Genomic DNA, 24,414 nt, shown 5'->3' with positions numbered 1-24,414 from the left:
ATACTACAATTCGAACACATTTAAACTTGCCTTTTATACAGATCTTCCCTTAGCTTGATGTTTAATCTATTTTAAACATAATCATAAATTACCTGTTTTTCAATGAATAAATCTTTTCAACCGGACTGATTTAATGAACAAGGCAGGTGTAGAAATTCATTATCTTAAAGATTACGCTCATTTTTTATTTCAGAACCATCTCACCGATCTTGCCAAGCAGGAATTGATCAGTAAGAGAGAGTTGGAACAGCCATTACTAAAATGGGTGACTCATTTGACAGATGAAGAGTTTCTGAAGGTGATAGAAACACGCCTTGTTGTCTTCCTTAAAAACATGATTGACGGTAAGGGAAATGAAGACATAGAAAAAGGGATTTCCGATTGGAAGTCGGATCAGCTTCTTGAACTTTCCAGATTACAAGTAAATGCTACAGATATTGCTATTGAGTATGGCGCTAGAAAAAAAGCCCTTTTGAAATTTCTTCCCACTTATACAAATGACCTTGATCTAGCTTTAAAAATTATTAATGAAATAGTTGACTTTTATACTGTAAGAGAAAAAAAAGCAATTGAGGCATATACTGATATTCAAAAAGAGGAAGCGGACAGAATTATAAAATCACTAAAGGAAACGGAATTAAAGCTCCTGGTTAATGAAAAGCGGCTTAAAGAATCACAACGAATGGCGGAGCTTGGCAACTGGGAAATGGATGGCCAGACCGGGATAACTGTTTGGTCAGAGGAGCTATACAGGATATTTGGGTTGCCATATAAGCATACAATGACCACAGATGATATTAGTGTTTTGATGACAAAAGAAACTTCAGAAAGAGTTTTAAAGAATATACATAACGCTCTTAAGTTGGGAATTCCATATACTCATGAGTATGAAATCACAAGGCCTGATGGAGAGCATAGAATTGTCAGAACGCATGGAGTGCCGGTAAAGGAAAATGGCAAAGTAAAATCGTTGAAAGGAATTACGCAGGATATAACCCAGATAAAGGAAGTTGAAAGGTTGCTAAGACAAAGTCAGGAACTGGTATCACAGATAACAAAAGTCGCCCCTATTATTATTCTTGTTATAGCTGTGCCTCAGAATGATCTTATTTATTACAATGAGAATATTTTTGAAAATGTGGCTGTAGAGGAAGAGGACTTAAAGAAAAATGGTTATGGACTTATTAGACAAATAGTTCATCCCGATGATCTTAATGCAGTTATTAATAGAAATAAAAAGTATACTTCTCTCAAAGAGAATGAAGAAAGTATATTAGAATTTAGAATAAAGGATAAGGCGGGAAACTGGCGGTGGTACTATTCAAGATCTATAGTATTTAAAAAGAATGAAAAGGGAGAAGTTACACAGATTCTATTTACAGCTTCAGACATTAATGACCTCAAGAGTGCAGAAGAGACGCTGAAGCAAAATAGTAACTTCATTCAAAAAATTGCTGAAACGACCCCAAATATACTTTATATCTATGATATACGTGAACAAAGGAATGTCTATGCAAATAGAACTGTGGCAGATGTATTGGGGTACTCTCCTGATGAGTTGAAAGAACTTGGTTCCAATTTACTGGCTACTTTTCTGCATCCGGACGACCTGCCGAAAATCGTCAAACACTTCAATGGTTTTGTTGATGCTAAGGAAGGTGAGATAAGAAAGCTTGTTTATAGAATGAAGGATTCCAGAGGGAAGTGGAGCTGGTTCATTAGTCAGGATACTGTTTTTGCCAGGGATGAGCATGGAGTGCCGTATCAGATTTTAGGCGTGACTCAGGATATCACTGACAGGGTTGAAGCTGAAGATGCGTTGAAATATAGTGAAGCACAGCTGGTAGAGGCCCAAAAGATAGGCCATGTTGGAAGCTTTGACTGGAATATGAAAACAAATATCATTCATGGGACGCAGGAGTTTTTTAAAATATTCGGATTAAAGGAAAATGATGGTACCGTTACTCTTGAGGATGTTCGTGCTGTCATACAACCTGATGATGCTGAAAAAATATTTAAACTGATAGAAGTAGCTATTCTCAATAATGAGTTGATTGATGTTGACTTCAGAATTAATGTCAATGAAGGCTTTAAAAATCTTATTTCCAGGGCAAAAATTTATAAAGATGTTAATGGTGAAAGTGGAAGAGTTGTGGGGACAGTTCTGGATGTAACAAATATGAAGCAAGCAGAACAGGCATTGAAAGTAAAAAATGAAGAACTGACAACTGCATATGAGAAACTTGAAAAAGCTCAAGGTAAACTCAGGAATATCAATAGCGAACTTGAAAATAGAGTAAAAGAAAGAACCGCAGAGCTGGTTGAAAGTGAAGAAAAGTACAAAGCATTTGTTGCACAGAGTCAGGAAGGTATATGGAGATATGAACTTCATGTTATTAACGATATTGATATTTCAATCCCTGGGAGGGAACAAGTGCAAAAAATTTTTGATTACGGCTATGTTGCAGAGTGCAATGATAGGATGGCCCATATGTATGGCTATGCATCCTCTTCAGAGCTTATCGGAAGTAATATTAAGGATCTGTTTGACCTAAACGATGAGAGAGTGATTAAGATCTTCAGAAAGTTTGTTGATTCTGGTTATAAGCTTGAAAACCTTTTGACACGCTGGAAGGGCCCACATGAAAGTATTAGATATTATTCAAGTAATGTGCTTGGAATCATTGAAAAAGGAAAGCTGGTCAGAGTATGGTCTACTCAGATTGATGTAACAGCTGCAAAAGTAGCAGAAAAGGAGATGAGGGCGAGTGAAGAACAGTATAGGTTTCTTGCAGAGACTGTGCCTCAGTTATTCTGGGCAGCTAATACTGAGGGCTACGTGGAGTATTTTAATCAGAACTGGTATAATTACACAGGCTTGCAATTCGATAGGGATGAAAAGTGGAGCTGGATTAAGGCGGTATTCGATAAAGATAAGGGACCTTGTATTTCGAAGCTGAATGAATGCGTTAAGTCTGGGGAAATGTTCGAAATAGAATGCAGACTCAGAAATCATGATGGCAACTATGAATGGTACCTCGCCAGAGCTTTGCCTCTGAAAGACGATGGAGAAATAAAGAAATGGTTTGGGACATTTACGGATATCAATGAACGTAAGCTTATAGAGGAAAATCTACGGGTAAAAAACGAAGAATTATTAAAGATAAATCTGGACCTTGATAATTTCATATACACAGCTTCTCACGATCTTAAAGCTCCTATCTCAAATATTGAAGGCTTGTTGTATACTATCAATGATACGCTTGATCCTAAATACTGTAAAGGGCAAGAGATTGCTCAGCTCTTTGAAATGATGGATAAGTCTATTCTCAGATTCAAAAGGACCATTCATGATCTTACGGAAATAACAAGGGCCCAGAAGAGCGCAGAAGAAGATGAAGGCCATGTAGAATTTGTAAATATTTTCGAAGATGTAGTAACTTCTATAAATGAACTTGTAAGTGCAACTCACGCAAGGTTTAACCTTGATTTTTCAGTCTCTTCAATAAAATTTTCGGGAAAAAACATGAGAAGTATTTTTTACAATCTCATTAGTAATGCCCTGAAATACCGGCATCCAGAAAGAAATCCTGTTGTTGACCTTAAAACGGAACAAGTGGATGGTGGAATACTATTAACGGTAAAAGATAACGGGCTTGGGATTTCTGATGCCAATAAAGAAAAGGTTTTTTCCATGTTTAAGCGCCTTCACGATCATGTTGAAGGTTCCGGTGTTGGGCTATACATTGTGAAAAGAATTGTCACCAATTCCGGAGGAAGAATAGAGCTTGAAAGTAAGCTTGAAGAGGGTACAACCTTCAAAATCTTCTTCAAATGATTTTAATATTCAGGGGTATAACTTTCAATAAATTCATCCAGTTTTGATAATAAACCTTCCAGGATGACTATAGTTTCTGAATCAATAATTTCCTTGTTGGAGTTTAATTTTGAATTTACATTGGCAATGCTGTATGCCGCGACCTGCTTTGTTCCCAATGCTGTTAATGTCATTTGAAGAGATGACAGGGCTTTTTCACCTCCGGTATTTAGCGGTGAAGCACTTAAAACCAATACTGGTTTTTCATTGAATTCACCTGAAGAGACACACCAATCCAGCGCATTTTTAAGAACTCCGGGAAGATTGAATGCATATTCAGGAGTACAAAAAATAACTCCGTCTGCATATTTAATCTTTTTGCGAAGGTTTTCCACTGCCTCAGGAGCATTTTCTGAATCTCTTTCAGGACTGAAATGAGGCAGATCGTCTAATCCTGAATACAATTCAATGTTAGCAGTTGGGCTTGCCAGCTTTATTATAAACTTGAGTATGGAGGTGTTTGTTGAGGTTGATTTTAAGCTTCCGGATATAGCCAAAAAGTTTTTCATTCGCTGATGCTTTAATTTAGATGATCGCCAATTTAGTTATTCTGTTGAGAATAGAAGTTAATGAGCGGATTATAATTGTATTTAATTTTGTTGTAAAAATTACCTCCCTTTTTTTGCCTTAAATCATTCATTATACCCAAACTATATTCGTTCTTGGTCGCTGTTATATGTTGATTCTGCAACTACAACGGCCCCCTTTATTTTGCTTTTTAAATTTTGAAGTTTTATATTTGAATCATTGTCAGTTACTTAATTCTTTTTAACAATAAGCTGTATTTTCCTGACCCTGCAGCTTAAAAGCTTTTCTATCAGTTAATTGAAATTTAGTTTGCACTAGGGAAAGATTTATTTGTAATATGAAATTTATACCTGCACTTGTATTCTCATTGATATCTTACATTGGATATGGTCAATCAATTTCTCCGTATGTAATCAACTCCGCTGGAAATATCATTACAGGGGGAGGCTTCTCATTAGAGTATTCTGTAGGCGAGGTTGCAGTATCTACAATTGGAAAAGGGAATTTCATTGTAACTGAAGGTGTCCTTCAGCCGGAGTTCGCAGTGGTTAGCTCTAATCCGGTTAAATTGGATGCTGTTGGGCCAAAGTACATTTTTGACAGATTAAATTCGGAGCTGTACATTATGTCTCCAAAAGAATTGAGCTCAATTGAGGTATTTGACATCAAAGGAAATAAGGTTTGCAGTACATCTAATGCCACATTTATAAACCTTCGTCAACTGAGCGATGGTCTTTATTTGATATGCTACAAAGATCATAATGAATCTATCGATTATTTTAAACTCGTTAAATAGCAATATGAAACCTAAATGTTTTTTACTTTTCTCGTTGATGTTTTGCATATGCTTTGCTGCTTTTGCCCAGCCTGAAGCAATCAACTATCAGGGAGTTGCGCGTAGTGCAGATGGACAGCCTTTAATTAGCAAGGCAATAGTTATCAGAGCATCTATTACCAAAGATGCAGGAGGAGAAAGCGCTGAGTATTCTGAACAGCACTCTGTTACAACTTCTCCAAATGGCTTATTTAACCTGGCTTTAGGCAAAGGAACTGTTTTGTCTGGTGTATTTACCAAAATAGGATGGGGAGATGGTGACAGATTTCTTAAAATAGAAATGAATGTTGATTCAAAAGAATTTGCAGTTCTTGGAGTGACTCAGCTTCTTAGCGTTCCTTATGCTTTGTATGCCGCAAATGCTGCTACCGCAAATATCTCAGCTAAATCTCCTTTAAATTTTTCTAATAAAGTAATCGGCCTAAATGCTGGTACTCAAGCTGGAGATCTGATGACCTGGGATGGTGTTAACTGGGTTTCAAAAGCACCAGAAACTAAAACACTCAATAACATGCAGCCATATACAGTAATCAATTATTGTATAGCTCTTCAGGGAATCTTCCCTTCTCGTGATGGTGCTCAGCCTTATGTCGCAGAAATTATGTTGTTCGCAGGAAATTTTGCTCCCAAAGGTTTTGCTATTTGCGACGGAAGATTACTTCCGATTAATCAGAATCAGGCACTCTTTTCTCTATTGGGGACAAATTATGGTGGTGATGGAAGAACAACTTTCGCTTTACCTGATCTGAGAGGCAGAGTACCTATTTCTGCGGGAACTGGTCCCGGACTTAGCACCTATACAGAAGGACAGACAGGAGGTTCCGAAACTATTGTAAGATAATAGCTTTAAAACTCTTTTGATTAAAGTTTAATTTAGAATTTACTATAAATGCGGCAATTGATAACCAGTTGCCGCATTTGTATTTAAATGTATATATGCCTATTTCCAAAAGACACATTATTTTACTCATTCTTATCCTTAAAGGATTTTATTGTCATGCCACGGAAGTACAATACCTTAAGGTAAAGATATGCCAAGCGTCTTTATTGACAGGTGGGTCTAATGAGTTTGAAAAAATTTGTAAACAATACCACGTAGAGTTCAAAACCTGTCATAGTTTTCCGGAAAAGAATAGTGAAATAAATAAATGGCTTATTGCGGAAATAGGGCATGCAGATATTGCAACTAGAATTGGCAAAGATCTGTACTCTAATAAACTTATCGAATGTGCGGAGCTGAATGGCAACAATTTCCTTGGAGCTATTCGCAAACCAAATGCCCGGAAGTCAAATAAAAACTTATCATTCAAAGCAGGAAACAGAAAAGTTATAAAGGTTGCAGTAGTAGATGATGGGTTCAGATTAACTCATGATGCAATTAAGTCTTTCATTTATACTAATGAGAAAGAAATAAAAGGAAACAAAATTGATGATGATGGAAATGGCTATGTGGATGACATCCATGGTTGGGATGTTTCAGATCATGATAACAATGTATACCCGCCGTTGAGTCGGCTGAAAGATTTTTATCACGGTACTCATATTGCCTCCATAATTACTTCATTTAATAGTTTGACAGATTCTGCAATTCAGTCTAAACCTCAATGCAGAATTGAAATCCTCCCGGTTAAATGTCTGTCTGATGAGGCTTCCGGCACCTATCTTAAAGATTGTTACAAAGGTGTTGAATATGCGATTAAAGCTGGTGCAGATATTATTAATTGTTCATGGGGAGGAGGTACATTTTCTCAGTATGAGCAGGACCTGATGGACGAGGCACAAAAGAGAGGTATTTTGATAGTTGCTTCAGCGGGTAATTTTTATTCAGAGCTATCTCAGTTCCCGGCTTCTTATCCTTCAGTGGTTTCAGTTGCGGCACTTAGCAGAGACAATATTAAACTTCCTGTTTCTAATTACGGAAGCACTGTTGATCTTGCAGATATTGGAGAAAATGAATTAGCAGCTAGCGTTTATGGAGACGACAAAGATACTGTCATCTCCGGCACATCCGTATCTGTTGCGCGAGTTTCAGGAAAGGCAGCTTTCCTTCTGGCTTGTTATCCTTATCTGAGAAATCAAGAGCTGTTAATGTACCTTCAAATGCATGCCACTCCTCTTGAAGGTATTAACAAAACATATGCTGGAAAATTAGGTGCAGGAAAGGCCGATGTAATTCAGGCTATACAAAGAATATGTTCTAAAGAAGAAAAGAAATTATTTTCAAATGCCAAAGGATACATAAATGGCAGATATAATAAGAAAAACTCAGGCTTCTATGAGATTAAGCCAGAGGGAAAGTATAAGGGTATCGTTGTTAAAAGAGTTTCTTCTCACATTTATAATAAAAGTTGTGAAATAATAATTTCTGATACATCAAACAGATACACTAAGAAATTTAATGTAAATGATTTTCCGGATTCTGTGTTCATTCCGGCAAGTGCTGTAAGGCTTGAATATCCAACAGCTAAAGAAAATAAGGAGCTAGTGTTGTATTACAGCGTTGTGACAGTAGATTCTTCAAAATTATATTGCACCTCAGAAAGGATCTTAAATTTTCCTTCCGGAATATTTTCTGATGGAAGTGGAGACCAAAATTATTGTGGTGGCCAGGATTGCAAATGGCTTATATCGGTAAAAGAAGGTTCACGAATTAGAATAGCTTTTCCTGAATTTAATACTGAAGCGCATACAGATAAAGTTTATATATTTGATGGTGATGGCACTCAGGCAAGAATTATAGGGATTTTTAGTGGTTTATTGGTGCCTCCTGAAGTGGCTTCTTCTGGAAATAAAATGCTAGTCTGGTTTGTCACTGATAATATAAACCACTTTGCCGGATGGAAGGCAAAATATGAGACAGTTGAACCATAGTAATTGAAGAACGACCATAAATTGTAAATAAGTTTTATATGGAAAAAGGGCAACTAGATAATAACTATGTTTAAATTTTTTAAAAGGTTAAGTATTTACGGAACATCACCTGGCTATAAGACCTGGGAAAACAGAAATATTATCATTGCCAATAATATTGCTTTATGTATTGCCATACTTTTAAGCATATTTATAATACTTGATTATTTTATGTATCAATCTAGCCCTATTGTTGTGGCAATTTTCGTCTCAATAGTTTTGCTAAATGTGGTTACACTTTTCTTGTCAAAATATGGATACATACGGACATCTAAATTTTTGCTTACAGCGGCGAATTGTTCCGGTATGCTTATTATGACCATTGTTGATAAAAAGTCAGGTGTACCGATTCATGATGCTTATTTTTTCCTTCCCCGAACCGCTCTGCTACTGCTGTGTATTATCCCTCTTGCTGTTTATCAGTTGGAAGAAAAGGTTGCATTACTCAGCAGTATGGTTTTTGGGTTATTGACACTTGTATTGTTTGACCCCCTTCATTATTTATTCGGAGTCGATTATTATCAGATGGGTTTTCAGGATGACAAGTATTATTTTGCCAATGTTGTATTCTTTCTTTACTATTCCTTCCTGATTGGGAGCTTTGGATTTTTCAAAAAAAATATAGAGTCATTTGAAAAAAAGAATCTGCTTCTGGTGCATTCATTAAAAAGAAAAACAGAAACCGTACAGGCTCAGAAAGTGGATCTGGAAAGCAAAAACTTTATTCTAGAAAAGTTAATTAGCGAAAGGGATAAAGATCTTTCAAAGGTTACGGAAGAACTTTTCAGATACAATCAGGAATTATTAGAATACTCCTACACACTTTCTCATAAGATTCGAGGTCCTGTTGCAAGCGTGCTTGGTCTGCTAAACCTGATTGAAATAACAAGATCCCCAACTGACATAAGAGAGTATCTCAAAAAGCTCGAGCAGTCGGTCCTTGCACTGGATAATATTATTTATGATCTGAATAACATTGCAGATATTCAGCAAGAAAGCTACCAAGCCAGAGATCTTGTGTATTTTAGGGAAGAGTTTGAAAAGGTCATAAATCATTTGAGACCTCGGATTAGAGACTATAATGTGAAGATTTCTGAAGACTTTAAGGATGCACCGGAAATATATTCCGTTCAGGAGAAAATTTATTATCTGCTGAATGAACTGGTTACAAATGCAATCCAATTCAGAAAACCAGATCACCAGCTGGAAATATCAGTCAGGACCTACAGACAGGGTAGTAATGTTGTTGTGGAGGTGCGTGATAATGGCTCTGGAATGGATCTGGAAAGTTATGGAGATGACCTATTTAAACCTTTTAAAAGATTCCATCCGGATGCATCAGGAACCGGGCTTGGATTGTATATACTTAAACTTATCGTTGAGAAGCTCGAGGGAGAGATTATCGCCGAAAGTTCTCGGAAATTTGGAACAATATTTAAAGTTATTTTGAAAAATCGCTTAAATTAGACTGTTCGTAAGGTATTTTATTCCTTTTTGTAAAAATGAATTTGCAGGTAAGAATTTATTAATCTAATTAATCAATAGGTTGAAAATACGCTTATAACCTGTTTATCAAAACCATACTCTGTTTTGTCTCGTAAAATGTAAGGATAGTACAAATTTCACAGACAATTCAGGACTCTGCATTTTACGCATTTCTGTAGAAAATCAATTGAACATTAGTTTGTAAAGTTAAATCATAAAGGTATGCACTATAACTACCCTTTAAATTCATTGCTCTCAAAAGTTTCTTCCGGAATTTTTTTAGCTACTATGTTTTTCTTCTTTTCCGGCAATGCTCAAGCTCAGAAAATAGAGGTTTGGCAAGGCGCAGTTAAACAGATCCACAACAGTACAGTTGCTTTTCCTGCTGCTGCCGAAATAACCCCATCGCTGAGTTTTACAATCAAGAATGCGGGAGATTCTGATCTTCAATTAACCGGAGAGCCTTTGGTAAGATTGAATAAAGTCATCGATTTCTTTCTCACAGAGGACCCTTCTGCTTCTATAATAAAACCAGGAGATTCTTCAGTGTTTTCAATTTCTTATTTCCCATCTTCAGGAGATATGAGTACTGCCAGAATATTCATTAATTCTAACGATCTCGATAATGAAACTTTTATTCTTAATCTGGCTGGGCCAGGTAATTTACTTTATACCTCACAGAATCAATGGCCCGGCACTGCGGACCTACAATCTTTCGGTGATGCAGGTTATTCAGGAGGCCTTTCGGTTAATATTGAAAATGTAAAAATTTCCGGAAAGACAGGGACCTACTGGGGGCCGGTCGTAGATTCAGATGGTCGGCTATCACTAAGCCTTACTTATGACGGGTTCGCTGTATCTGATGATGAGGTAATGAAATTTTCAGCGGATGAAAGCAGTTTGGACAACGGTATTCTGGTTTGGAAAGGAAAGTCGGTACTCATAGACGCCATTGATGGAACTGCTCCTATAGTTTATACAAGAGCTACTTTAAGAACTTCTAAAAGTGGTGGTGCAGCGTTTCCTCTGGTGAGTCCAGGTAGTTTGGGTTTGCCCTCTCAAATTGGTGGTTTGATAAAATTTTCTTCTGAAAGTGATAAGCTTGAAGCAAATCTTCTTGTAGAAGCTTCATTCTCTTCGAATGCGGATTATATGCCATATCAGGAGTTTTATGAAACAAAAGCAATTCCTGCAGACCCAACTTCGGCTTATTTCATAGGTAAGCAGGGTTTCTATTGGTACAATCTTTCTCCAACAGTTGAAACGAATCTTGGACTCACAGTTAATGAAGGAGGCAAAGAAATCATCAACTCAGAGCTTTTAAATATCTATGATGAAAGTTCTTCTGAATTCATAATTTTTTCTTTTGACCCTACTCTGACACTTGACAATCCAGTTAAAAATGAAACCGGATATTTGGTGCTCAAAGGTGATACTCTGAAGAAGTCAGATTCATTTACATTCAAAGATCTGGAAAATGGCAATTTAAGTTTTGTTCATAATGGCGGAGATGACTTTTTTGAAGATGAATTTTCTTTCAGTGTTAAGGATGGAAAAAATGCGATTTCGCCAGAAATAGGTTCTTCACTATTTACTTTTAAAATTGAGATTGTTTCGGTAAATGATTTGCCTGTAGCCAAATCTGATACCATCAATGCTTCTTATAAAGGAAGTTACTCGGGCCAGTTGAAGGCTAGTGATCCGGAGAAAAACAGCTTGACTTTCGAGATCGTTGATCAGCCTACGCATGGCTCAGTCAGTGTAAAGGAAGATGGTAGCTTTGTGTATTCTTCCAATTCTGCTTTTTCAGGAACAGATCTTTTCACTTTCAGGGCTAATGATGGTTCCGGATTTAGTAATGTTGCCAGTGTTATTGTGAATCTTATCAATTCTGCACCCTATGCTAAATCAGAGCATATTACTACCAAAGAAAATGTTGATGTATCTGGTAATCTTTCAGCTTCTGATGCAGAAAATGGCGATATAACTTTTAGCCTCGTTGCAGATGGTCTGAAAGGTAAGGTGGAGATCACAGAAGATGGAGCTTTTATCTATAAGCCTGTTAGCAGCATGTTTGGAACAGATGTATTTTTCTTCAAAGCGATTGATGATGCAGGAAATGAGTCGCCAGCGACTGCTTATTATGTCCACATAAAGCCTTCTCTGGACGAAGGAGATCTGCTGATAGCTGATGTTGATAAAATAAGGATTATAGATCCTGTTACATCTCAAGACAGCATTATAGCTTCAGGAGAATACATTAAAGATGCAAGGAACATTTATTATAAAAATGGAACAAGTTTATTTGTATTGGATGCAGAATCAGGTCTGGTTAAAATAAATCCTGAAACTGGATTACAAACACTGCTGGTTGAAGTAACTCGTTTCAGCATGCTACCTTCTGACCCCCTGGCCCCTGCCATGATTATGAACAGAGAAGGTAATTTGGTTATGGCTGATGGTATGAATGGGGTGGTCAGAATAGATACCGCAACCGGATTTGTTGAGTCTGTTTATCAAGGAGGCGATCTGCAATTTGCAAGTGGAATATTGCAATTAAGAAACGGAGACTTGATTGTAGGAAATGGAGGTGTGTTTTTCGGAGCACCAAGTTCAATATTGAAAATTTCACCCAACAATTCTGTTATAACTATAAACAGCGGTAGTGATGTCTTACTTCCACTAGATATTGCATTGAAGGATCAGGAGAATATCTATGTTGCAGACGGTGGCAGCCTTGCTTCAGGAGCTGACGAAGTTTATAAGTTAAACCTTACTGATGGAAGTAAAGAATTGGTTTCTGGTTCAGGAGACCTTAATTGGCCGGCGGGATTAGATTTCCAGCAAAAGCAGGAATTGCTTTATGTTGTGAATCAAGGCAATCAAAGTTTATTACAATATAAAGCAGATGGAACAAAGTCGGCAATAACAATTGGTGATGGCTTGACAAACCCGTTTGGACTTTTTGTAATTCAAAGAACGAATCTGAAACCTGGCTTTACTGCTATTGAAGCTCTCTCCGGAAAATTCGGAACTGTTTACAGAATTAGTCTGGATACTGTTTTAACAGATGATGTTGATCCATTTGGAGATCTATTGGTTGAAGTAACATCGTCAGATAGAAGTGTTGTTGATGTGTCTGTTGATGGCAATATTTTAACTTTAATCTGTCTGGGTTCCGGCAGTGCAGATGTTTTCATTAAAGCTACAGATACTGAAGGGGCCTATACTCTGGAGGATTTTAAGGTATATGTAGACAGGGAAATTCAATACATCACATTTGATCCTATACCTGACAAATCGATTACTAGTAATGATTTTACAATAGTAGCCAATTCAAATGCACAATTGCCGGTGACTTTCGAAGCCGTATCCTCTAATGTTATAGTAGAGGGAAATAAAGTTCAGATCATTAGTCCGGGAATGGCAAAAATTAAAGCCAAACAGGAAGGGAATGACGAATTTGCTCCTGCAACACCAGTAATACGTTCATTTTGTGTAATACCTGGCCAACCTGAAATAACCCAGGCAGCTTTTGAAGACGGAACAATATTGTTAACCTCGAGTGATGAGGAAGGAAACCAATGGTATTTTAATAATCAACCTATTGATGGTGAAGTGAGCAGTAGTTTATGGGCTGCCAAGACAGGTTTTTATGGTGTTAAAACTGTAATTGAAGGCTGTGAAGGAGAAATGTCAGTGCTTGCAGATATTCTGATTACAGGAATAAATTCCAGGCTTTCTTCAGCCCAGGTACAAGTATTTCCTGTACCTGCCGATAATCAGATCACTGTTCATTTGGAAAATGCTGCTGCAGAAACAAGAAGGCTGGAAATCGTTGATGTTCTGGGGCAAATTGTTTTTACCGAGTATTCCAATCAGGAGGTGATTGAAATTAATATTGAAAATCTAAGTGGTGGACAGTATTTGTTAAAACTAAGCTCAGCTGAAGGATTATTAACTAAGAGATTTATAAAAAGATAAACTCTATTAAAAATATGACAAAAGAAAAGGCTGTCCTTTATAAGACAGCCTTTTCTTTTTTAATTATTATCGTTGAATTTATTGACAGATATATGAGACTTTAGAAGTAGTTTCAGTAGATCCGGAAACTGTATTATGTTTTGTCTTAACTTCTGTTACGTTTCCTTTATCATCATAGCTGTAGCTTATTTCATCAGTGGTTAAGCCAAACGGATAGGTAACTTTGCTAATGGGATTTTTAGTGCTTTTACCTGTTGGGATAGGATCTGTATTGGATCCTGTAAGAGAGATGCCAGATTTGTTTTCTACACTTGTATCATATTCGTATTTCGTAATAAGAAGCATCATTTCGTCTCCCACTTTAGAGTTTGTGCTTTGTACTACATTTCCTCCTTTAACTTCATAAGTAGTTACATAGGCATCTTTGGAAAGAACTTCTCCTGAAGTGTTATAGATATAAGTATAAATGATTTCTCTGGTAAGATATCCATCTCCATTATATTGGTAATAAACAGAGTCATAAGTAATGGAATCATTCCCTATTGTTTTGTTAAAGCTTTTCGCTGCAAATCCGTACTTATTTACTTCGATTTTAGAGGTGCTTTTTAATTTTCCGTCAATCCCTTTAGTATAAGTTCTGACATAAGCGCTGTCGTAATCATATGTAGTATATTCACCAGATGCATTGTCAGTTACCTTAGTGATTTTTCCATCAGACGAATATTCACTTGTTGACAATACCTGATCATTAGCTCCTTTGACCTCTGCTACTTTGCAAGGGTTAGCAGGTGTAACAGCAGAATCTTTATCCTTCTTACAAGACGCAAAGCATAGTAAAAATGCCATTGCTGAAATGGATAAATATGAAATATTTTTTTTCATGGATTATGGTTTAATTCTTTAAAAATACCTGTTTTTGGTAAAAGAACCAATTTGGATGTTTCGGGAAGATTGGATAAAGGAATAAGTTAAAAGCATGGATCAATTGGAAGTGTGATTTAAAATTCATCAAGTAATTCCTTTTCCCTGCTGGTGAGACTATCTAAGCCTTTTTCGTTGATTTTGTCAAGTATCCTGTCTATATCTTTCTGTTTGTTGAATTTCTTGAGATTATATTCTTCATCCTTACTCATATAGCTATTCCTTGAACTAAAAGAAGTATTAATCAAAAGGATTTCAGGCATAGCCAGGATAAAATATAGGAATATAATAGTAGGAGTAAGAAGGCAAAGAATTGGGATATAATTGTAGAAAATTATTTCAGGGTTCATTGCTATTGCCACCAGCATACCTGCTAGAGCACCTCCGAGATGTGCATCATGGCCAATATTTCCGGCATTGGATTTTATCCCATAAATGGAAATTGCAACAAATATCAAAGCAAATAACCAACCAGGGATTTGTGCAGGAATTAATATTAAACCAATTGAGATTCCTGGAAATAGGGCAACAGAGGCAAAGATTAATCCGCAAATTGCTCCAGAAGCACCAATCGCGCTATAATCACCATGATTTCTATGAATATAAAGCGCAAACAAACTTCCGCCTACAAGACTGAAAAAGTAAATCATCAAGTATTGCCCTGATCCCATTTGACTTTCCAATGCTTCTGAAAAAGAAAAGAAAGCGTACATGTTAAAAATGAGATGAAACCAGTTCCCATGAAGAAGACCGGAAGTAAGTAATCTTTTGTAGTCCTTGGAAACTAAAATATTATCTACCCTGAACAGGTATTTTTCAAAAAAGACCTTGTCTTTAAATCCACGATAAGAGAAATATACCGTGAGAAACATTATAACAACACTAAATAATAATGCTGTGTTGGTTGAAAACTCTCCCATTTTTAATTCTCAGTTAAAAAAGAACCTATATAAAAATAAGAAATTTCAGGGAAAATTGCGAATTGCTTAGCGTTTAACTTAGTACTTTTTGAACCATAATAAATAAGGATTTTTGAAAGCTATCTTTTATAAATCAGCAATTTCCCTTTTTATTTTTTCAAATTGGCTAGTCGTTATCTCTTTAAGTTCATCGAAATCTATTTGATTCATTTCATATAATAAAATAGCATTTTCCAGGCTAAAAGTGCAGGCCTCAAGATATAAGATTTTTGTATGTAGCCTTCTTACATAGATGTAGTTTGTTTCTTTGTTTGTCTCCATAGCATTTTGAGTTTAAAAAGTTTAAATATAGGTATAATATTACACATTTAAAGTATAATAATACATAAGTATTGTTAAAATATACTTTACATGTGGTTATTTTTACCTTTAGATTTACCCTGTATCATGAAAGATCTTGGTAACATTTTAAAATCACTCAGAATCTCAAAGGGAATAAGCCAGGACGCTCTAGCTTTTGAAATGGAGATTTCACTTTCTACCTATTCAAAATTGGAAAGGGGGTTAACAGATATAACACTTTCCAAGCTTGAAAAACTTGCAGCTTTTTATGGGATGGATGTAGTTGAAGTTCTTTTGTATGGTTCCAGCTCTTCAGCAACCCCTAATATTTGTAAAAAACTTATTGAAGAAAAGGATAAAGAAATCATGAACCTTCAAAAAGACTTGATTGAAGCATTGAAAAAGAAGGTTTAGCTTAGATTTTTTAGATTTTTCTAGTATAAATCCTTGATAGTCAATTTGAAATTATATTTTTTGTAGTTTTTTAATATTTTCTTAGGGAGAAAATAGTTTTAGCATATAACTTTATTCATATCTTTTATTTTTATAGATTTAACATGTTGTAAATAAATATTTTAATCATAATTTAACCGCCAGTAAAAAATGATTGATTTATCTCTCGTAGGGAAACGCTTAAAGCAATTTCTAGATACGAAAAGGATGAAAATTAATGAGTTAGGTAAAGCCAGTGATACGGCAGGGACTCAAATTTATAACATTATAAAGGGAAAGAAATACGGAGTTGACAAGTTTATAAGTGTCGTACGAGAGGTGCCGGATCTTAATCTTTATTGGTTATTGTTTGAGGAAGGGGAAATGTATAAAAATGATAATGCGGTTTCTGACATTAGAGAAAAACCTGAGTATCTGAAAATGGAAATCGAAAATCTGAAATCCCTGATCAGTTACCAGGAACTTACTCTCAATGTTTATAAGAAGTCCTTGGAAATGGCGGTTTCTACTAACGAAGATCTTAAAGAATTACTGGATTTTTATCAGAAATTAATAGAAAAGGAAAAGGGCGGCTAGTAGATTTTTATAAAAAATGGTTACAGCTATGGAAATTAATATTAAAACTTGTGATAACGGGGAGGCTATTACGAGGAAAGATGTAGAGATTGTAAAAATTGAAGGGAAGATTTATGTACAGATGGACCACTTGGATCATGGGGAAAATTTAATGATTTTGGCAGATTCACTTTCAGCCGAAATGATAATACTCCAGGATCGGATCAGGGTTCTGGAAGAGCGGCTGCGTATGTTGGAATCGAGCTCAGGCGCAAATTTTTAAAAGAATTTTTTATAATCAAAAGTGTGGAAAATTATTTTTCATTTCCTGATAAATAAATAAACTTAATTTATCGTTAACATTATAATTTTCTGGAAGTTGTCCAGTGTTTTTAATTGTTGTTTAACTTTTTTCTAAATCTTTTTGCTATGGATTTAAAACGCAATCAAACAAATGAGCTTTTTATAAGAAGGCTGCATACAAAAATTCTATATATAGAAGCGTGTGCATTTAGCCTGGAGAATGCTATTCTCTTGCACGAAATGGGGCAAATGACTTTTGAAGAGTTAGAAACTCATGTTGATGCCCAACTTAAAAAAATTGTAAAAGAAGTAAAGGTAGAATAGGTTGAGAATTTCTCCTATTAAAGTACCCGATTATTGAATAGAAGGGAATACAAAGTTTTGTTTAACTTTTATTCATAAATGAGAATATTGTTTTCCAGTCATTTTTCATGCTGGTGATGATCCAGTTTTTTTCTGAAGCCATCGTCAGAGCTTTATCCAATTTTCCCTGTAATGTGTCTTTGGTATAGGACCATTCTCTTTGTGCATCGTCATGTTTAATAATCATTCCTAAGAAAGGTTCCTGTGAGGTCACCCATTCAAGCATCTGGAAGTCTCCATCAGAATTCCCGAATGCTGCGATTGGTTTTTGTCCTATGTTTGAAAATATGCCAACTGGTTTACCTTCTTTGTCGTCTATGAAATTTATTTCAGGCAATCTCAACAGCTCGGGATTTCCGTTTATGATTTCATATTTTGTTTTGATGCTGCTGCCAATGACCTGTGAAGGAGGCACTCCATAATGGATTCTGCCCATGGCCTCATAAATTCAACTCCACCGCCAGAAACAATATAGTTCTTAAACCCATTAGACTTTAAAAAATCTAAAAGTTCAAGCATTGGGAGAAATGTACATTCTGTATATAATTTTCCAAATCTGGGATGTACAGCTTTTGAAATCCACGTCTTCACAATTTTATCGAACTGTGTGGTTGTCATTCCGGCGTGAGTGGCCATAATCATTTCAGAAATGGCTTTTAATCCTCCGGAAAGAGCACTTTTCAGGTCTTTTTCAAGCAAAGCCTTAAATGGCTGTTCTTCCCTCCACTCAGGGTGATGCGGAGCCAGGTCATCTATACGATCTAGCAAAAAGGCCAATTGGGTATAATAGGGCTGCTCTGTCCATAGAGTACCATCATTATCAAAAACCGCAACTCTTTCTTCCATCTGAACATATTGAGAATGTTCGGAATTTGTTACCTTTTCAACAAACTCCATTGTTGCTTGTTTGGGTAGACCATTATTCCAGGACGGAAGAGGATCATCTTCTCTAGTTGTTCTTTTATTAAAAAGCGGTCGTATATTTTGTTCTGCTGTCCTGTTTTTCATATATCCGATCAGATTTGAATTATATCAAGAAAAGCAGTTTAGTTAATAATTGTTCCGGCATTTCTGAGCGGTTTAAGCCATTGCATGGGTTAATGTAGTAACATTTTCTTTCACACCCTGTTTTAGCCTGAAATAGAAATTTCAATGGAACAGTTTTCCTACATATTCACGATTTTTTTTATCACTATTGGGCCTCTTAAAATCATTCCTTTATTCTATGGAATGACAATAGAGCTGGATGAAAAAAGCCTTAAAAAACTTGCGTTAAAAGGGACATGGTTTTCGCTGATAATTATTCTTTTGCTAGCTCTTGTTGTTACTCATATGCTTAAAGCCTGGAGAATTTCTATTCCTTCTGTGACTGTCGCTGGAAGTATCCTTTTATTCATTTCTTCTTTAAAGATGATTCTGGCCTTTAAACCTCCTGGAGCTGGCGCTAAACATGCTGCAGAAAGTGAAATCAAACCACAAAGTCTTTCACCTAAGGAATTATCAATGAAAGCTCTTTCTCCTCTGGCCATTCCTTTAATTATTTCTCCAATAGGCGTTGCAGCCATTATTGCCGCTGCTAGTCTGGCATTAGAAAGTGGATTTGAGGCAGATCTTACAGTAATAGTTGCTGTACTTTTGATTGTGCTTTTAAATCTTCTTTCAATGGTTTTTGTACGGAAAATTATGAAGGTGATTAGTATAGCAGCTTTTTCAATATTAGGATGGATCTTTGCAATACTTCAGGCAGCTCTAGCAGTGCAGTTCATGGTAAATGCTCTGCACAAGTTGTTTCCCTGAAAAATTTAGGGCAATTCAAGAATAAAAAAAGGGCCGCAAGCGCGGCCCTTTTTTATTAATCGGGTTAAGTTATTTTTAACTATTTCTTTTTCTCCTGATCATGCTTTATTGAATTAGCAATAATCTCTTCTGCCTGCTCATAAGAAACTCTTTTAGCAATAATCTCTTGTTTGTCGTTAAGAATATAAAGAACAGGCGTTGCGTAGATATCATATTTATCTCTAAAGCTTATTGTATGATCAGGGTCATAAACGTTGGTCCAGGTCAGATCATTTTTCTGAATGAAATTTACCCAGTCTTTGTATTTTCTGTCAATATCTACTGCATATACAGACAATCCTTTATCCTTATATTTCAAATAAACTTCATAAAGTTTCGGAGTGGTTTTCTGACAGTGGCCGCAGTTTGGATCCCAGAAGTAAACAAAGGTGTATTTGGATTTCTGATCACGAAGTCTGTGGTAAGTACCAGTTGAATCTTTCAGCATCAGATCAGGAGCCTTTTTACCTAATAAAAGTGGTTCAAGAATATCTGCTCTTTGTACAATCTTCGCCAGTGTCTCTTTGTCTACCCAGTATGCTTTCCCCGTTTTGTAGTATTTTTTTACCATGTGCACAAATACTGCATCGGCTCCCATTAGTTGGGAAGTTTCATGTTTGGTAGTGATATACCATACTGTATATTTAAAGACCTCCTTGTTGGCTTCAGACTTTTTAACAAGATTATCTGCTGCGGCATTGATTGAATCTACATTTGGATAAACCAGATTCTCAAAGTATTCTTTCAGTTTTTCATGGTATACCGGGGTTCTTGTGATTCTGTCATCGGAGAAATCGATGTTATCAAAATAATGGTCTTTATAGAATCTGTAGGTAAAGAGAGAATCACCCTTGGCTTTTGCCGCAGCTTCATCTGCAGGAGGAACTTCCACCGGCATCATCGCCTTGAAAAGTTTTGCAACAAAAGTTTTCGGATTATTATTAATGACATTCAGCCTGTAATCATTTATCTCTTTGCTTACAGCTTTCATTTTATCTTTTATATCTGTAGAATCTTTTTTGGATTTGGCATCCGCAAGGCTTTTCTGAAGCTTATTCATCTCTTCTCCTTTAGGATTAAGAAATTTCAGATAATCGTAAAAGAGGGTATTTTCAGCGGACCCGGTTACTTTCATGTTTTTAACATAATCAGCAGTATCGGTTTCCATACCAAATTTCTGTTCGTTGATTAGCACTTCAAAATACCTTTTATCGGGAAGCACAACGAGATAAATACCGCCTTCTAGGGGAGTTTTACCTTCAAAAGTGAAGTTTCCTTTTGAATCGACTTTTGCCGTGTCTTTCAAGTATTGTTTGTCCCCGAAATGGTAAGCAAGGAGGCAAGTAGTATCTTTGATGCCCTTCACTTTTACCTTAATAGAATAAGCAGGAGGTGTTCCACCTGCAAACGCGTTGACTACGAACAGGGAGAACAATAAAAGTAATGTGTTTCTAACTTGCATAGTTAATATAAATCAGTATTTATTGAACGCAAAATTAATAATAGTGCTTTACGAAAAAAGAGTTTATTCCCTAAACGCTATCTTTATGAATTGTTTTGGATTTGAAATGACATTTTTTATGCCATATTAAACATTACAGTACACCCAATTCGTATTTTTTCTCTAGTCAATTCCATTTAGTGACCTCATAAGAAAGTGAAAATTACAAAAAAATGACCTAATCAGAGGTTATATTGATCCGAACCAACCTTTAAAGGTGTATTTTTAATACCTTAATGGGAATTGGGGTGTAAATGGTAACAACTAAAAAATGTCCTGGTTAGACCTTTCTAAAATATTTCCCAAGTCTTAATTCCTTAAAATATTATTCAACTCCTTCTCCAGTTTCAGTGCAAGCGGAATAAGTATCTCATCTTCAACCATGGAGTGTTTGTGTAGATCTTTTGAAAAAATTTCAAGCTGAATCAGAAATATTCTATAAGCCATTACCGGCTCACGTTGATTTGCTGCTGCAAGTATAATTTCCTTTATGCTTTCAAGACCTTTTTCGTGGTCATCATGACTGTGAATAAAGGTTGAAATGGAATATTTGCTCAGCTTGCTATGCACATCAAACTTAAATCCGTGAAGTTTAATGGATTGTAGATATTCTATATAAGGAAAAAGTTCAAGTTCTTCTTCCCAGATGTGCTTGATAAGGTCTTCTTTATAAGATAGAAAAAGTGAACCGGAATGCACAAGTGAAGGATAACCGGGAGCATATTCTCTTATAAGGTTTTCTATAGAAAGCTCAATTTCAGGTAGTTTTTTGCTCAGGTAATACTCATGTGTCTTCTTCAGGTAGTTAAGTATAGACGTGAGACTGAATGACATCAGCTCCTGTGTAGGAAAATCCGTGTTTTCATCAAAAGCTTTCAGAATACCGATTACGAAGTCCGGATTCTCTCCATTTAAAAGACAGGCTTGCTGCACACTCACATTCCAGGATGGCAGCTTAAAATTGAATCTCTCCACTACACTTTGCAAAAGCCTGTTTTGAGCAATTATGTCTTTTAAAGGTGTGTCTTTTGTAATCATTTCCGTTAATGATAATTAAACTTTAACCATCCCAACAGAAGCCGAAGCTGCTCCCGACAGTCTGTATTTTTTTGAAAAGTCTGTTCAAATTTTCTCTAAACACAAGCGTCGGTATGAGGTACTTTTCTTTAAATTTAAACAAATAAAGCCTTCTGTAAAATAAATCTTTTTATAATCTTTTTTCCTGCCATTACATTTCGATGAAGAATGGCTCTGGTTCTGATTGTGAAACTATTTTTAACTAAGGTTCATTATATCAGATTATTATATAATCAGAAGCAGCTATCTTACAGGTTTTTTTCGATAAAGTCACTCATTTTCTTATATAGATGGAACCGGGTATAACCTCCATAAATTCCATGATTCTTGTTGGTATAATAAAATAACTCAAATTGCTTATTGCTGTTCACCAAAGCATCTGTCATCATCATTGAATTTTGAACATGTACATTGTCATCAGCAGTTCCGTGAACTAGAAGGTAGTTGCCTTTTAATTTCGCCGTATGAGTCAATGGCGAAAATTTATCATAGCCTTCAGCATTGTCTTGTGGAAGGCCAAGATAGCGTTCTGTATAAATGGTGTCATAAAACCTCCAGTTTGTAACAGGCGCTACTGCAATGCCGGTTTTAAAATAATCTGCTCCCAGTGTCATCGCAAGTGAAGAAAGATAGCCTCCATAACTCCAGCCGAAAATTCCGATGCGACTGCCATCAACATAGTTGAGACTGGCAATATATTTTGCCGAGGAGATGAGATCTTCGGTTTCAAATTTCCCAAGGCTTTTTTGTGTGATTTTTTTTATTGAAGCTCCTCTTCCTCCGCAACCTCTTGGATCTACGCTAACTATAATATAACCTTTTGCTGCCAAAGCCTGAAACCAATAATAGTTGGGGCCCATCCACTCATTTTTAACTGTCTGAAATCCCGGACCACCATAGACATAAAACATTACAGGCAGCTTCTTACCAGCAGCAATTTCTTTTGGCTTAATCATCCAGCCGTCAAAAGAATCTCCATTTGCAGATTTAAACTGAAAAAATTCTGGCTCAATGATTGAAAAGGCCGCCATCCTCCGAAGTAATTCCTTATTTTCAGTAACCGAACGAACCTCTTTACCTGATCTATTAAATATAGAAGCAATAGGTGGAGTGCTGATTGTACTAAAAATGCCCAGGTAAAAATTTTTATTGGAGCTCATTTCTATATCGTGTGTTCCTTTTCCTTCACTTAGTTGTTTTTTGCTCTTGCCATCAAAATCAATACTATAAAATTGTCTTTCCATTGGGGAGGCTTCAGTAGAAGTATAAAAGACCTTTTGTGTTGCTTCGTCAATTCCGGAAATTTTCTCCACTTCCCAGTTGCCACTGGTAATTTGTCGAACTTCTTTTCCTTCAAGATTATATAAGTAAATGTGTCTGAATCCTGATTTTTCACTTGTTAATATAAAGTGCTTACCATCGGCCAGGTAGGACAGATTGTCATTAATTTCAACATATGTATCCGATTTTTCTTCATATGCAGTGTTAATTTTACCCGTGGAAACATCAGCGTGCAAAATCTCCATATGATTCTGCAGTCTGTTCAATCTTATAAAACTCAGCAAAGAAGAATTTTTCGTCCATTGAAGCCTTGGGATATAAAGGTCCTTTCCTTTTCCTGAGAATATTTCTTTGGTTTTGCTATCTTCCGTTGAATAACAGGAAACTGTAATTTCTGAATTTCTTTCGCCTGCTTTTGGATACTTGAATCTATAATCTGTCGGATATAAACCATCCCATAGTTGCATATTATACTCTTTGACTTCAGACTCATCGAAAGTCAGGAAAGCGATTTTTTTACTGTCCTCTGACCAGGAAAAAGCTTTGGTTATTTCAAATTCTTCTTCATACACCCAGTCGCTACTGCCATTAATGATTTTATTGATCATCCCGGAGAATGTGATCCTGGTTTCTTTTCCGTCTGCAACTGAGGTAAAGTAAAGATCATTGTTTTTCACATATGCTATTTTCTTCCCATCCGGTGAAAAGGTGGGGTAAGCAATTTTTTCAGATGAGGAGAGCGGCGTAGTTTTTTTGGTAGAAAGGTTAATCAGATAAAAAATACTTTTGGAAGATCTCCGGTAAATAGGCTCAGTTGCCGAGGCAATCAGGAGCATGCTTTCGTCCGGACTAAAAAAATATTCTTCTATATTTATCTGAGGCTGAATAGTTATTTCTGAGGAAGAGAGTATGGTTTTTACTTCTTGTCCATTTTTGGCATCAAATTGGATGAGGCGCTGAGTTGTTTCATCGCTGACCAGTTCGGTATAGTAGGAGTCATTCTTCATCCAGGAAAACCCTTGGGGGATTTCCGGACGGAATGTGGCTTTGAGCCAGATATCTTCTATCCCGATTGGTTTTTTTGACTGTGAATAAGATAAGTGAGAGAAAAGTATTAAACTGATTACAAAAAATCTTTTTAACATAGTTTTAATAAGTTATTATTTCTTTGTGGTGATTTAAACAAAATAAGAAGCAATCGGTTTAAAAATAGGTAATTTTTATACCGTTTTTGAAACATTTT

20 protein-coding genes are annotated in these 24,414 nt (G+C 36.1%); 11 read left to right on the top strand and 9 right to left on the bottom strand.

Annotation, left to right across the window (positions count from 1 at the left end; translation table 11 throughout):
* Window positions 1-133 precede the first annotated feature (133 nt).
* Window positions 134-3,838 (top strand): PAS domain-containing protein, encoded by a 3,705-nt coding sequence (locus tag K350_RS30805; protein ID WP_051312883.1) that lies wholly within the window; start codon window positions 134-136, stop codon window positions 3,836-3,838.
* Window positions 3,839-3,840: 2 nt separating this feature from the next.
* Here the strand turns inward: K350_RS30805 and K350_RS27500 are convergent, their stop codons facing one another.
* Entirely contained in the window at window positions 3,841-4,386 is a 546-nt protein-coding gene (locus K350_RS27500) for an NADPH-dependent FMN reductase (protein ID WP_037573999.1), read from the bottom strand.
* A 356-nt stretch (window positions 4,387-4,742) separates the two neighbouring features.
* Between K350_RS27500 and K350_RS0105290 the strand changes: the two genes are divergently transcribed.
* The 5 genes from K350_RS0105290 to K350_RS0105270 all read left to right on the top strand — a co-directional run bounded on the left by K350_RS0105290 (window position 4,743) and on the right by K350_RS0105270 (window position 13,619).
* Window positions 4,743-5,201: a T9SS type A sorting domain-containing protein gene (locus tag K350_RS0105290; protein WP_028979016.1), complete on the top strand. Its 459-nt coding sequence runs from the start codon at window positions 4,743-4,745 to the stop codon at window positions 5,199-5,201.
* A 4-nt stretch (window positions 5,202-5,205) separates the two neighbouring features.
* Window positions 5,206-6,081 (top strand): phage tail protein, encoded by an 876-nt coding sequence (locus tag K350_RS33030; protein ID WP_342665035.1) that lies wholly within the window; start codon window positions 5,206-5,208, stop codon window positions 6,079-6,081.
* A gap of 95 nt (window positions 6,082-6,176) precedes the next feature.
* Window positions 6,177-8,111, top strand: a complete 1,935-nt coding sequence (locus K350_RS0105280; protein WP_028979015.1) for a S8 family serine peptidase — start codon at window positions 6,177-6,179, stop codon at window positions 8,109-8,111.
* A 66-nt stretch (window positions 8,112-8,177) separates the two neighbouring features.
* Window positions 8,178-9,617 (top strand): sensor histidine kinase, encoded by a 1,440-nt coding sequence (locus K350_RS0105275; protein ID WP_028979014.1) that lies wholly within the window; start codon window positions 8,178-8,180, stop codon window positions 9,615-9,617.
* A gap of 240 nt (window positions 9,618-9,857) precedes the next feature.
* Window positions 9,858-13,619, top strand: a complete 3,762-nt coding sequence (locus tag K350_RS0105270; protein WP_081670897.1) for an Ig-like domain-containing protein — start codon at window positions 9,858-9,860, stop codon at window positions 13,617-13,619.
* A 78-nt stretch (window positions 13,620-13,697) separates the two neighbouring features.
* Here the strand turns inward: K350_RS0105270 and K350_RS0105265 are convergent, their stop codons facing one another.
* The 3 genes from K350_RS0105265 to K350_RS0105255 form a co-directional block, all read right to left on the bottom strand.
* On the bottom strand, window positions 13,698-14,501 hold the full coding sequence (locus K350_RS0105265) for a hypothetical protein (protein ID WP_028979012.1): 804 nt from the start codon (window positions 14,499-14,501) through the stop codon (window positions 13,698-13,700).
* A 116-nt stretch (window positions 14,502-14,617) separates the two neighbouring features.
* Window positions 14,618-15,460 carry a rhomboid family intramembrane serine protease gene (locus K350_RS0105260; RefSeq protein ID WP_028979011.1) on the bottom strand — a complete coding sequence of 281 codons (843 nt, stop codon included), beginning with the start codon at window positions 15,458-15,460 and terminating at the stop codon, window positions 14,618-14,620.
* A gap of 126 nt (window positions 15,461-15,586) precedes the next feature.
* Window positions 15,587-15,781: a hypothetical protein gene (locus K350_RS0105255; RefSeq protein ID WP_028979010.1), complete on the bottom strand. Its 195-nt coding sequence runs from the start codon at window positions 15,779-15,781 to the stop codon at window positions 15,587-15,589.
* A 90-nt stretch (window positions 15,782-15,871) separates the two neighbouring features.
* Between K350_RS0105255 and K350_RS27490 the strand changes: the two genes are divergently transcribed.
* From K350_RS27490 to K350_RS0105235, 4 genes are all read left to right on the top strand, one after another.
* Window positions 15,872-16,216, top strand: coding sequence for a helix-turn-helix domain-containing protein (locus K350_RS27490; RefSeq protein ID WP_081670896.1), 345 nt, complete (start codon window positions 15,872-15,874; stop codon window positions 16,214-16,216).
* Window positions 16,217-16,405: 189 nt separating this feature from the next.
* Window positions 16,406-16,831 (top strand): hypothetical protein, encoded by a 426-nt coding sequence (locus K350_RS0105245; protein WP_028979009.1) that lies wholly within the window; start codon window positions 16,406-16,408, stop codon window positions 16,829-16,831.
* 28 nt (window positions 16,832-16,859) lie between these two features.
* Complete coding sequence (locus tag K350_RS0105240) at window positions 16,860-17,093, top strand: hypothetical protein (RefSeq protein ID WP_156026937.1); 234 nt, start codon at window positions 16,860-16,862, stop codon at window positions 17,091-17,093.
* 146 nt (window positions 17,094-17,239) lie between these two features.
* A complete protein-coding gene (locus tag K350_RS0105235) occupies window positions 17,240-17,437 on the top strand; it encodes a hypothetical protein (protein WP_028979007.1) in 198 nt (65 codons plus the stop codon).
* Between the two features lie 61 nt (window positions 17,438-17,498).
* On the opposite strand, the gene K350_RS32700 is transcribed toward K350_RS0105235, so the two are convergent.
* The gene (locus K350_RS32700; RefSeq protein ID WP_211236716.1) at window positions 17,499-17,912 is read right to left on the bottom strand and encodes an HAD family hydrolase; all 414 of its coding nucleotides are present in this window, start codon (window positions 17,910-17,912) and stop codon (window positions 17,499-17,501) included.
* Complete coding sequence (locus K350_RS32695; protein WP_211236715.1) at window positions 17,837-18,484, bottom strand: HAD family hydrolase; 648 nt, start codon at window positions 18,482-18,484, stop codon at window positions 17,837-17,839. The genes K350_RS32700 and K350_RS32695 overlap by 76 nt, the downstream gene beginning before the upstream one ends.
* Window positions 18,485-18,628: 144 nt before the next feature.
* Here K350_RS32695 and K350_RS0105225 point away from each other — a divergent pair, with 144 nt between their 5' ends.
* Window positions 18,629-19,273, top strand: coding sequence for a MarC family protein (locus K350_RS0105225; protein WP_028979006.1), 645 nt, complete (start codon window positions 18,629-18,631; stop codon window positions 19,271-19,273).
* A 79-nt stretch (window positions 19,274-19,352) separates the two neighbouring features.
* Here the strand turns inward: K350_RS0105225 and K350_RS27480 are convergent, their stop codons facing one another.
* From K350_RS27480 to K350_RS0105210, 3 genes are all read right to left on the bottom strand, one after another.
* Window positions 19,353-20,774 carry a TlpA family protein disulfide reductase gene (locus K350_RS27480; RefSeq protein ID WP_037573992.1) on the bottom strand — a complete coding sequence of 474 codons (1,422 nt, stop codon included), beginning with the start codon at window positions 20,772-20,774 and terminating at the stop codon, window positions 19,353-19,355.
* Window positions 20,775-21,122: 348 nt separating this feature from the next.
* Entirely contained in the window at window positions 21,123-21,851 is a 729-nt protein-coding gene (locus tag K350_RS0105215) for a hypothetical protein (protein ID WP_028979005.1), read from the bottom strand.
* Between the two features lie 287 nt (window positions 21,852-22,138).
* Window positions 22,139-24,316 (bottom strand): S9 family peptidase, encoded by a 2,178-nt coding sequence (locus K350_RS0105210; protein WP_028979004.1) that lies wholly within the window; start codon window positions 24,314-24,316, stop codon window positions 22,139-22,141.
* Window positions 24,317-24,414: the final 98 nt, after the last annotated feature.

Source organism: Sporocytophaga myxococcoides DSM 11118, assembly GCF_000426725.1.
Lineage (GTDB): Bacteria > Bacteroidota > Bacteroidia > Cytophagales > Cytophagaceae > Sporocytophaga > Sporocytophaga myxococcoides.
This window is presented reverse-complemented; position numbering and strand designations above follow the sequence as displayed.

What these genes read in the sequence shown, in the direction of transcription:
- K350_RS30805 (WP_051312883.1), top strand. Translation starts at nt 134, where the DNA reads ATGAACAAGGCAGGTGTAGAAATTCATTATCTTAAAGATTACGCTCAT.
- K350_RS27500 (WP_037573999.1), bottom strand. Translation starts at nt 4,386, where the DNA reads ATGAAAAACTTTTTGGCTATATCCGGAAGCTTAAAATCAACCTCAACA.
- K350_RS0105290 (WP_028979016.1), top strand. Translation starts at nt 4,743, where the DNA reads ATGAAATTTATACCTGCACTTGTATTCTCATTGATATCTTACATTGGA.
- K350_RS33030 (WP_342665035.1), top strand. Translation starts at nt 5,206, where the DNA reads ATGAAACCTAAATGTTTTTTACTTTTCTCGTTGATGTTTTGCATATGC.
- K350_RS0105280 (WP_028979015.1), top strand. Translation starts at nt 6,177, where the DNA reads ATGCCTATTTCCAAAAGACACATTATTTTACTCATTCTTATCCTTAAA.
- K350_RS0105275 (WP_028979014.1), top strand. Translation starts at nt 8,178, where the DNA reads ATGTTTAAATTTTTTAAAAGGTTAAGTATTTACGGAACATCACCTGGC.
- K350_RS0105270 (WP_081670897.1), top strand. Translation starts at nt 9,858, where the DNA reads ATGCACTATAACTACCCTTTAAATTCATTGCTCTCAAAAGTTTCTTCC.
- K350_RS0105265 (WP_028979012.1), bottom strand. Translation starts at nt 14,501, where the DNA reads ATGAAAAAAAATATTTCATATTTATCCATTTCAGCAATGGCATTTTTA.
- K350_RS0105260 (WP_028979011.1), bottom strand. Translation starts at nt 15,460, where the DNA reads ATGGGAGAGTTTTCAACCAACACAGCATTATTATTTAGTGTTGTTATA.
- K350_RS0105255 (WP_028979010.1), bottom strand. Translation starts at nt 15,781, where the DNA reads ATGGAGACAAACAAAGAAACAAACTACATCTATGTAAGAAGGCTACAT.
- K350_RS27490 (WP_081670896.1), top strand. Translation starts at nt 15,872, where the DNA reads ATGTGGTTATTTTTACCTTTAGATTTACCCTGTATCATGAAAGATCTT.
- K350_RS0105245 (WP_028979009.1), top strand. Translation starts at nt 16,406, where the DNA reads ATGATTGATTTATCTCTCGTAGGGAAACGCTTAAAGCAATTTCTAGAT.
- K350_RS0105240 (WP_156026937.1), top strand. Translation starts at nt 16,860, where the DNA reads ATGGAAATTAATATTAAAACTTGTGATAACGGGGAGGCTATTACGAGG.
- K350_RS0105235 (WP_028979007.1), top strand. Translation starts at nt 17,240, where the DNA reads ATGGATTTAAAACGCAATCAAACAAATGAGCTTTTTATAAGAAGGCTG.
- K350_RS32700 (WP_211236716.1), bottom strand. Translation starts at nt 17,912, where the DNA reads ATGGGCAGAATCCATTATGGAGTGCCTCCTTCACAGGTCATTGGCAGC.
- K350_RS32695 (WP_211236715.1), bottom strand. Translation starts at nt 18,484, where the DNA reads ATGAAAAACAGGACAGCAGAACAAAATATACGACCGCTTTTTAATAAA.
- K350_RS0105225 (WP_028979006.1), top strand. Translation starts at nt 18,629, where the DNA reads ATGGAACAGTTTTCCTACATATTCACGATTTTTTTTATCACTATTGGG.
- K350_RS27480 (WP_037573992.1), bottom strand. Translation starts at nt 20,774, where the DNA reads ATGCAAGTTAGAAACACATTACTTTTATTGTTCTCCCTGTTCGTAGTC.
- K350_RS0105215 (WP_028979005.1), bottom strand. Translation starts at nt 21,851, where the DNA reads ATGATTACAAAAGACACACCTTTAAAAGACATAATTGCTCAAAACAGG.
- K350_RS0105210 (WP_028979004.1), bottom strand. Translation starts at nt 24,316, where the DNA reads ATGTTAAAAAGATTTTTTGTAATCAGTTTAATACTTTTCTCTCACTTA.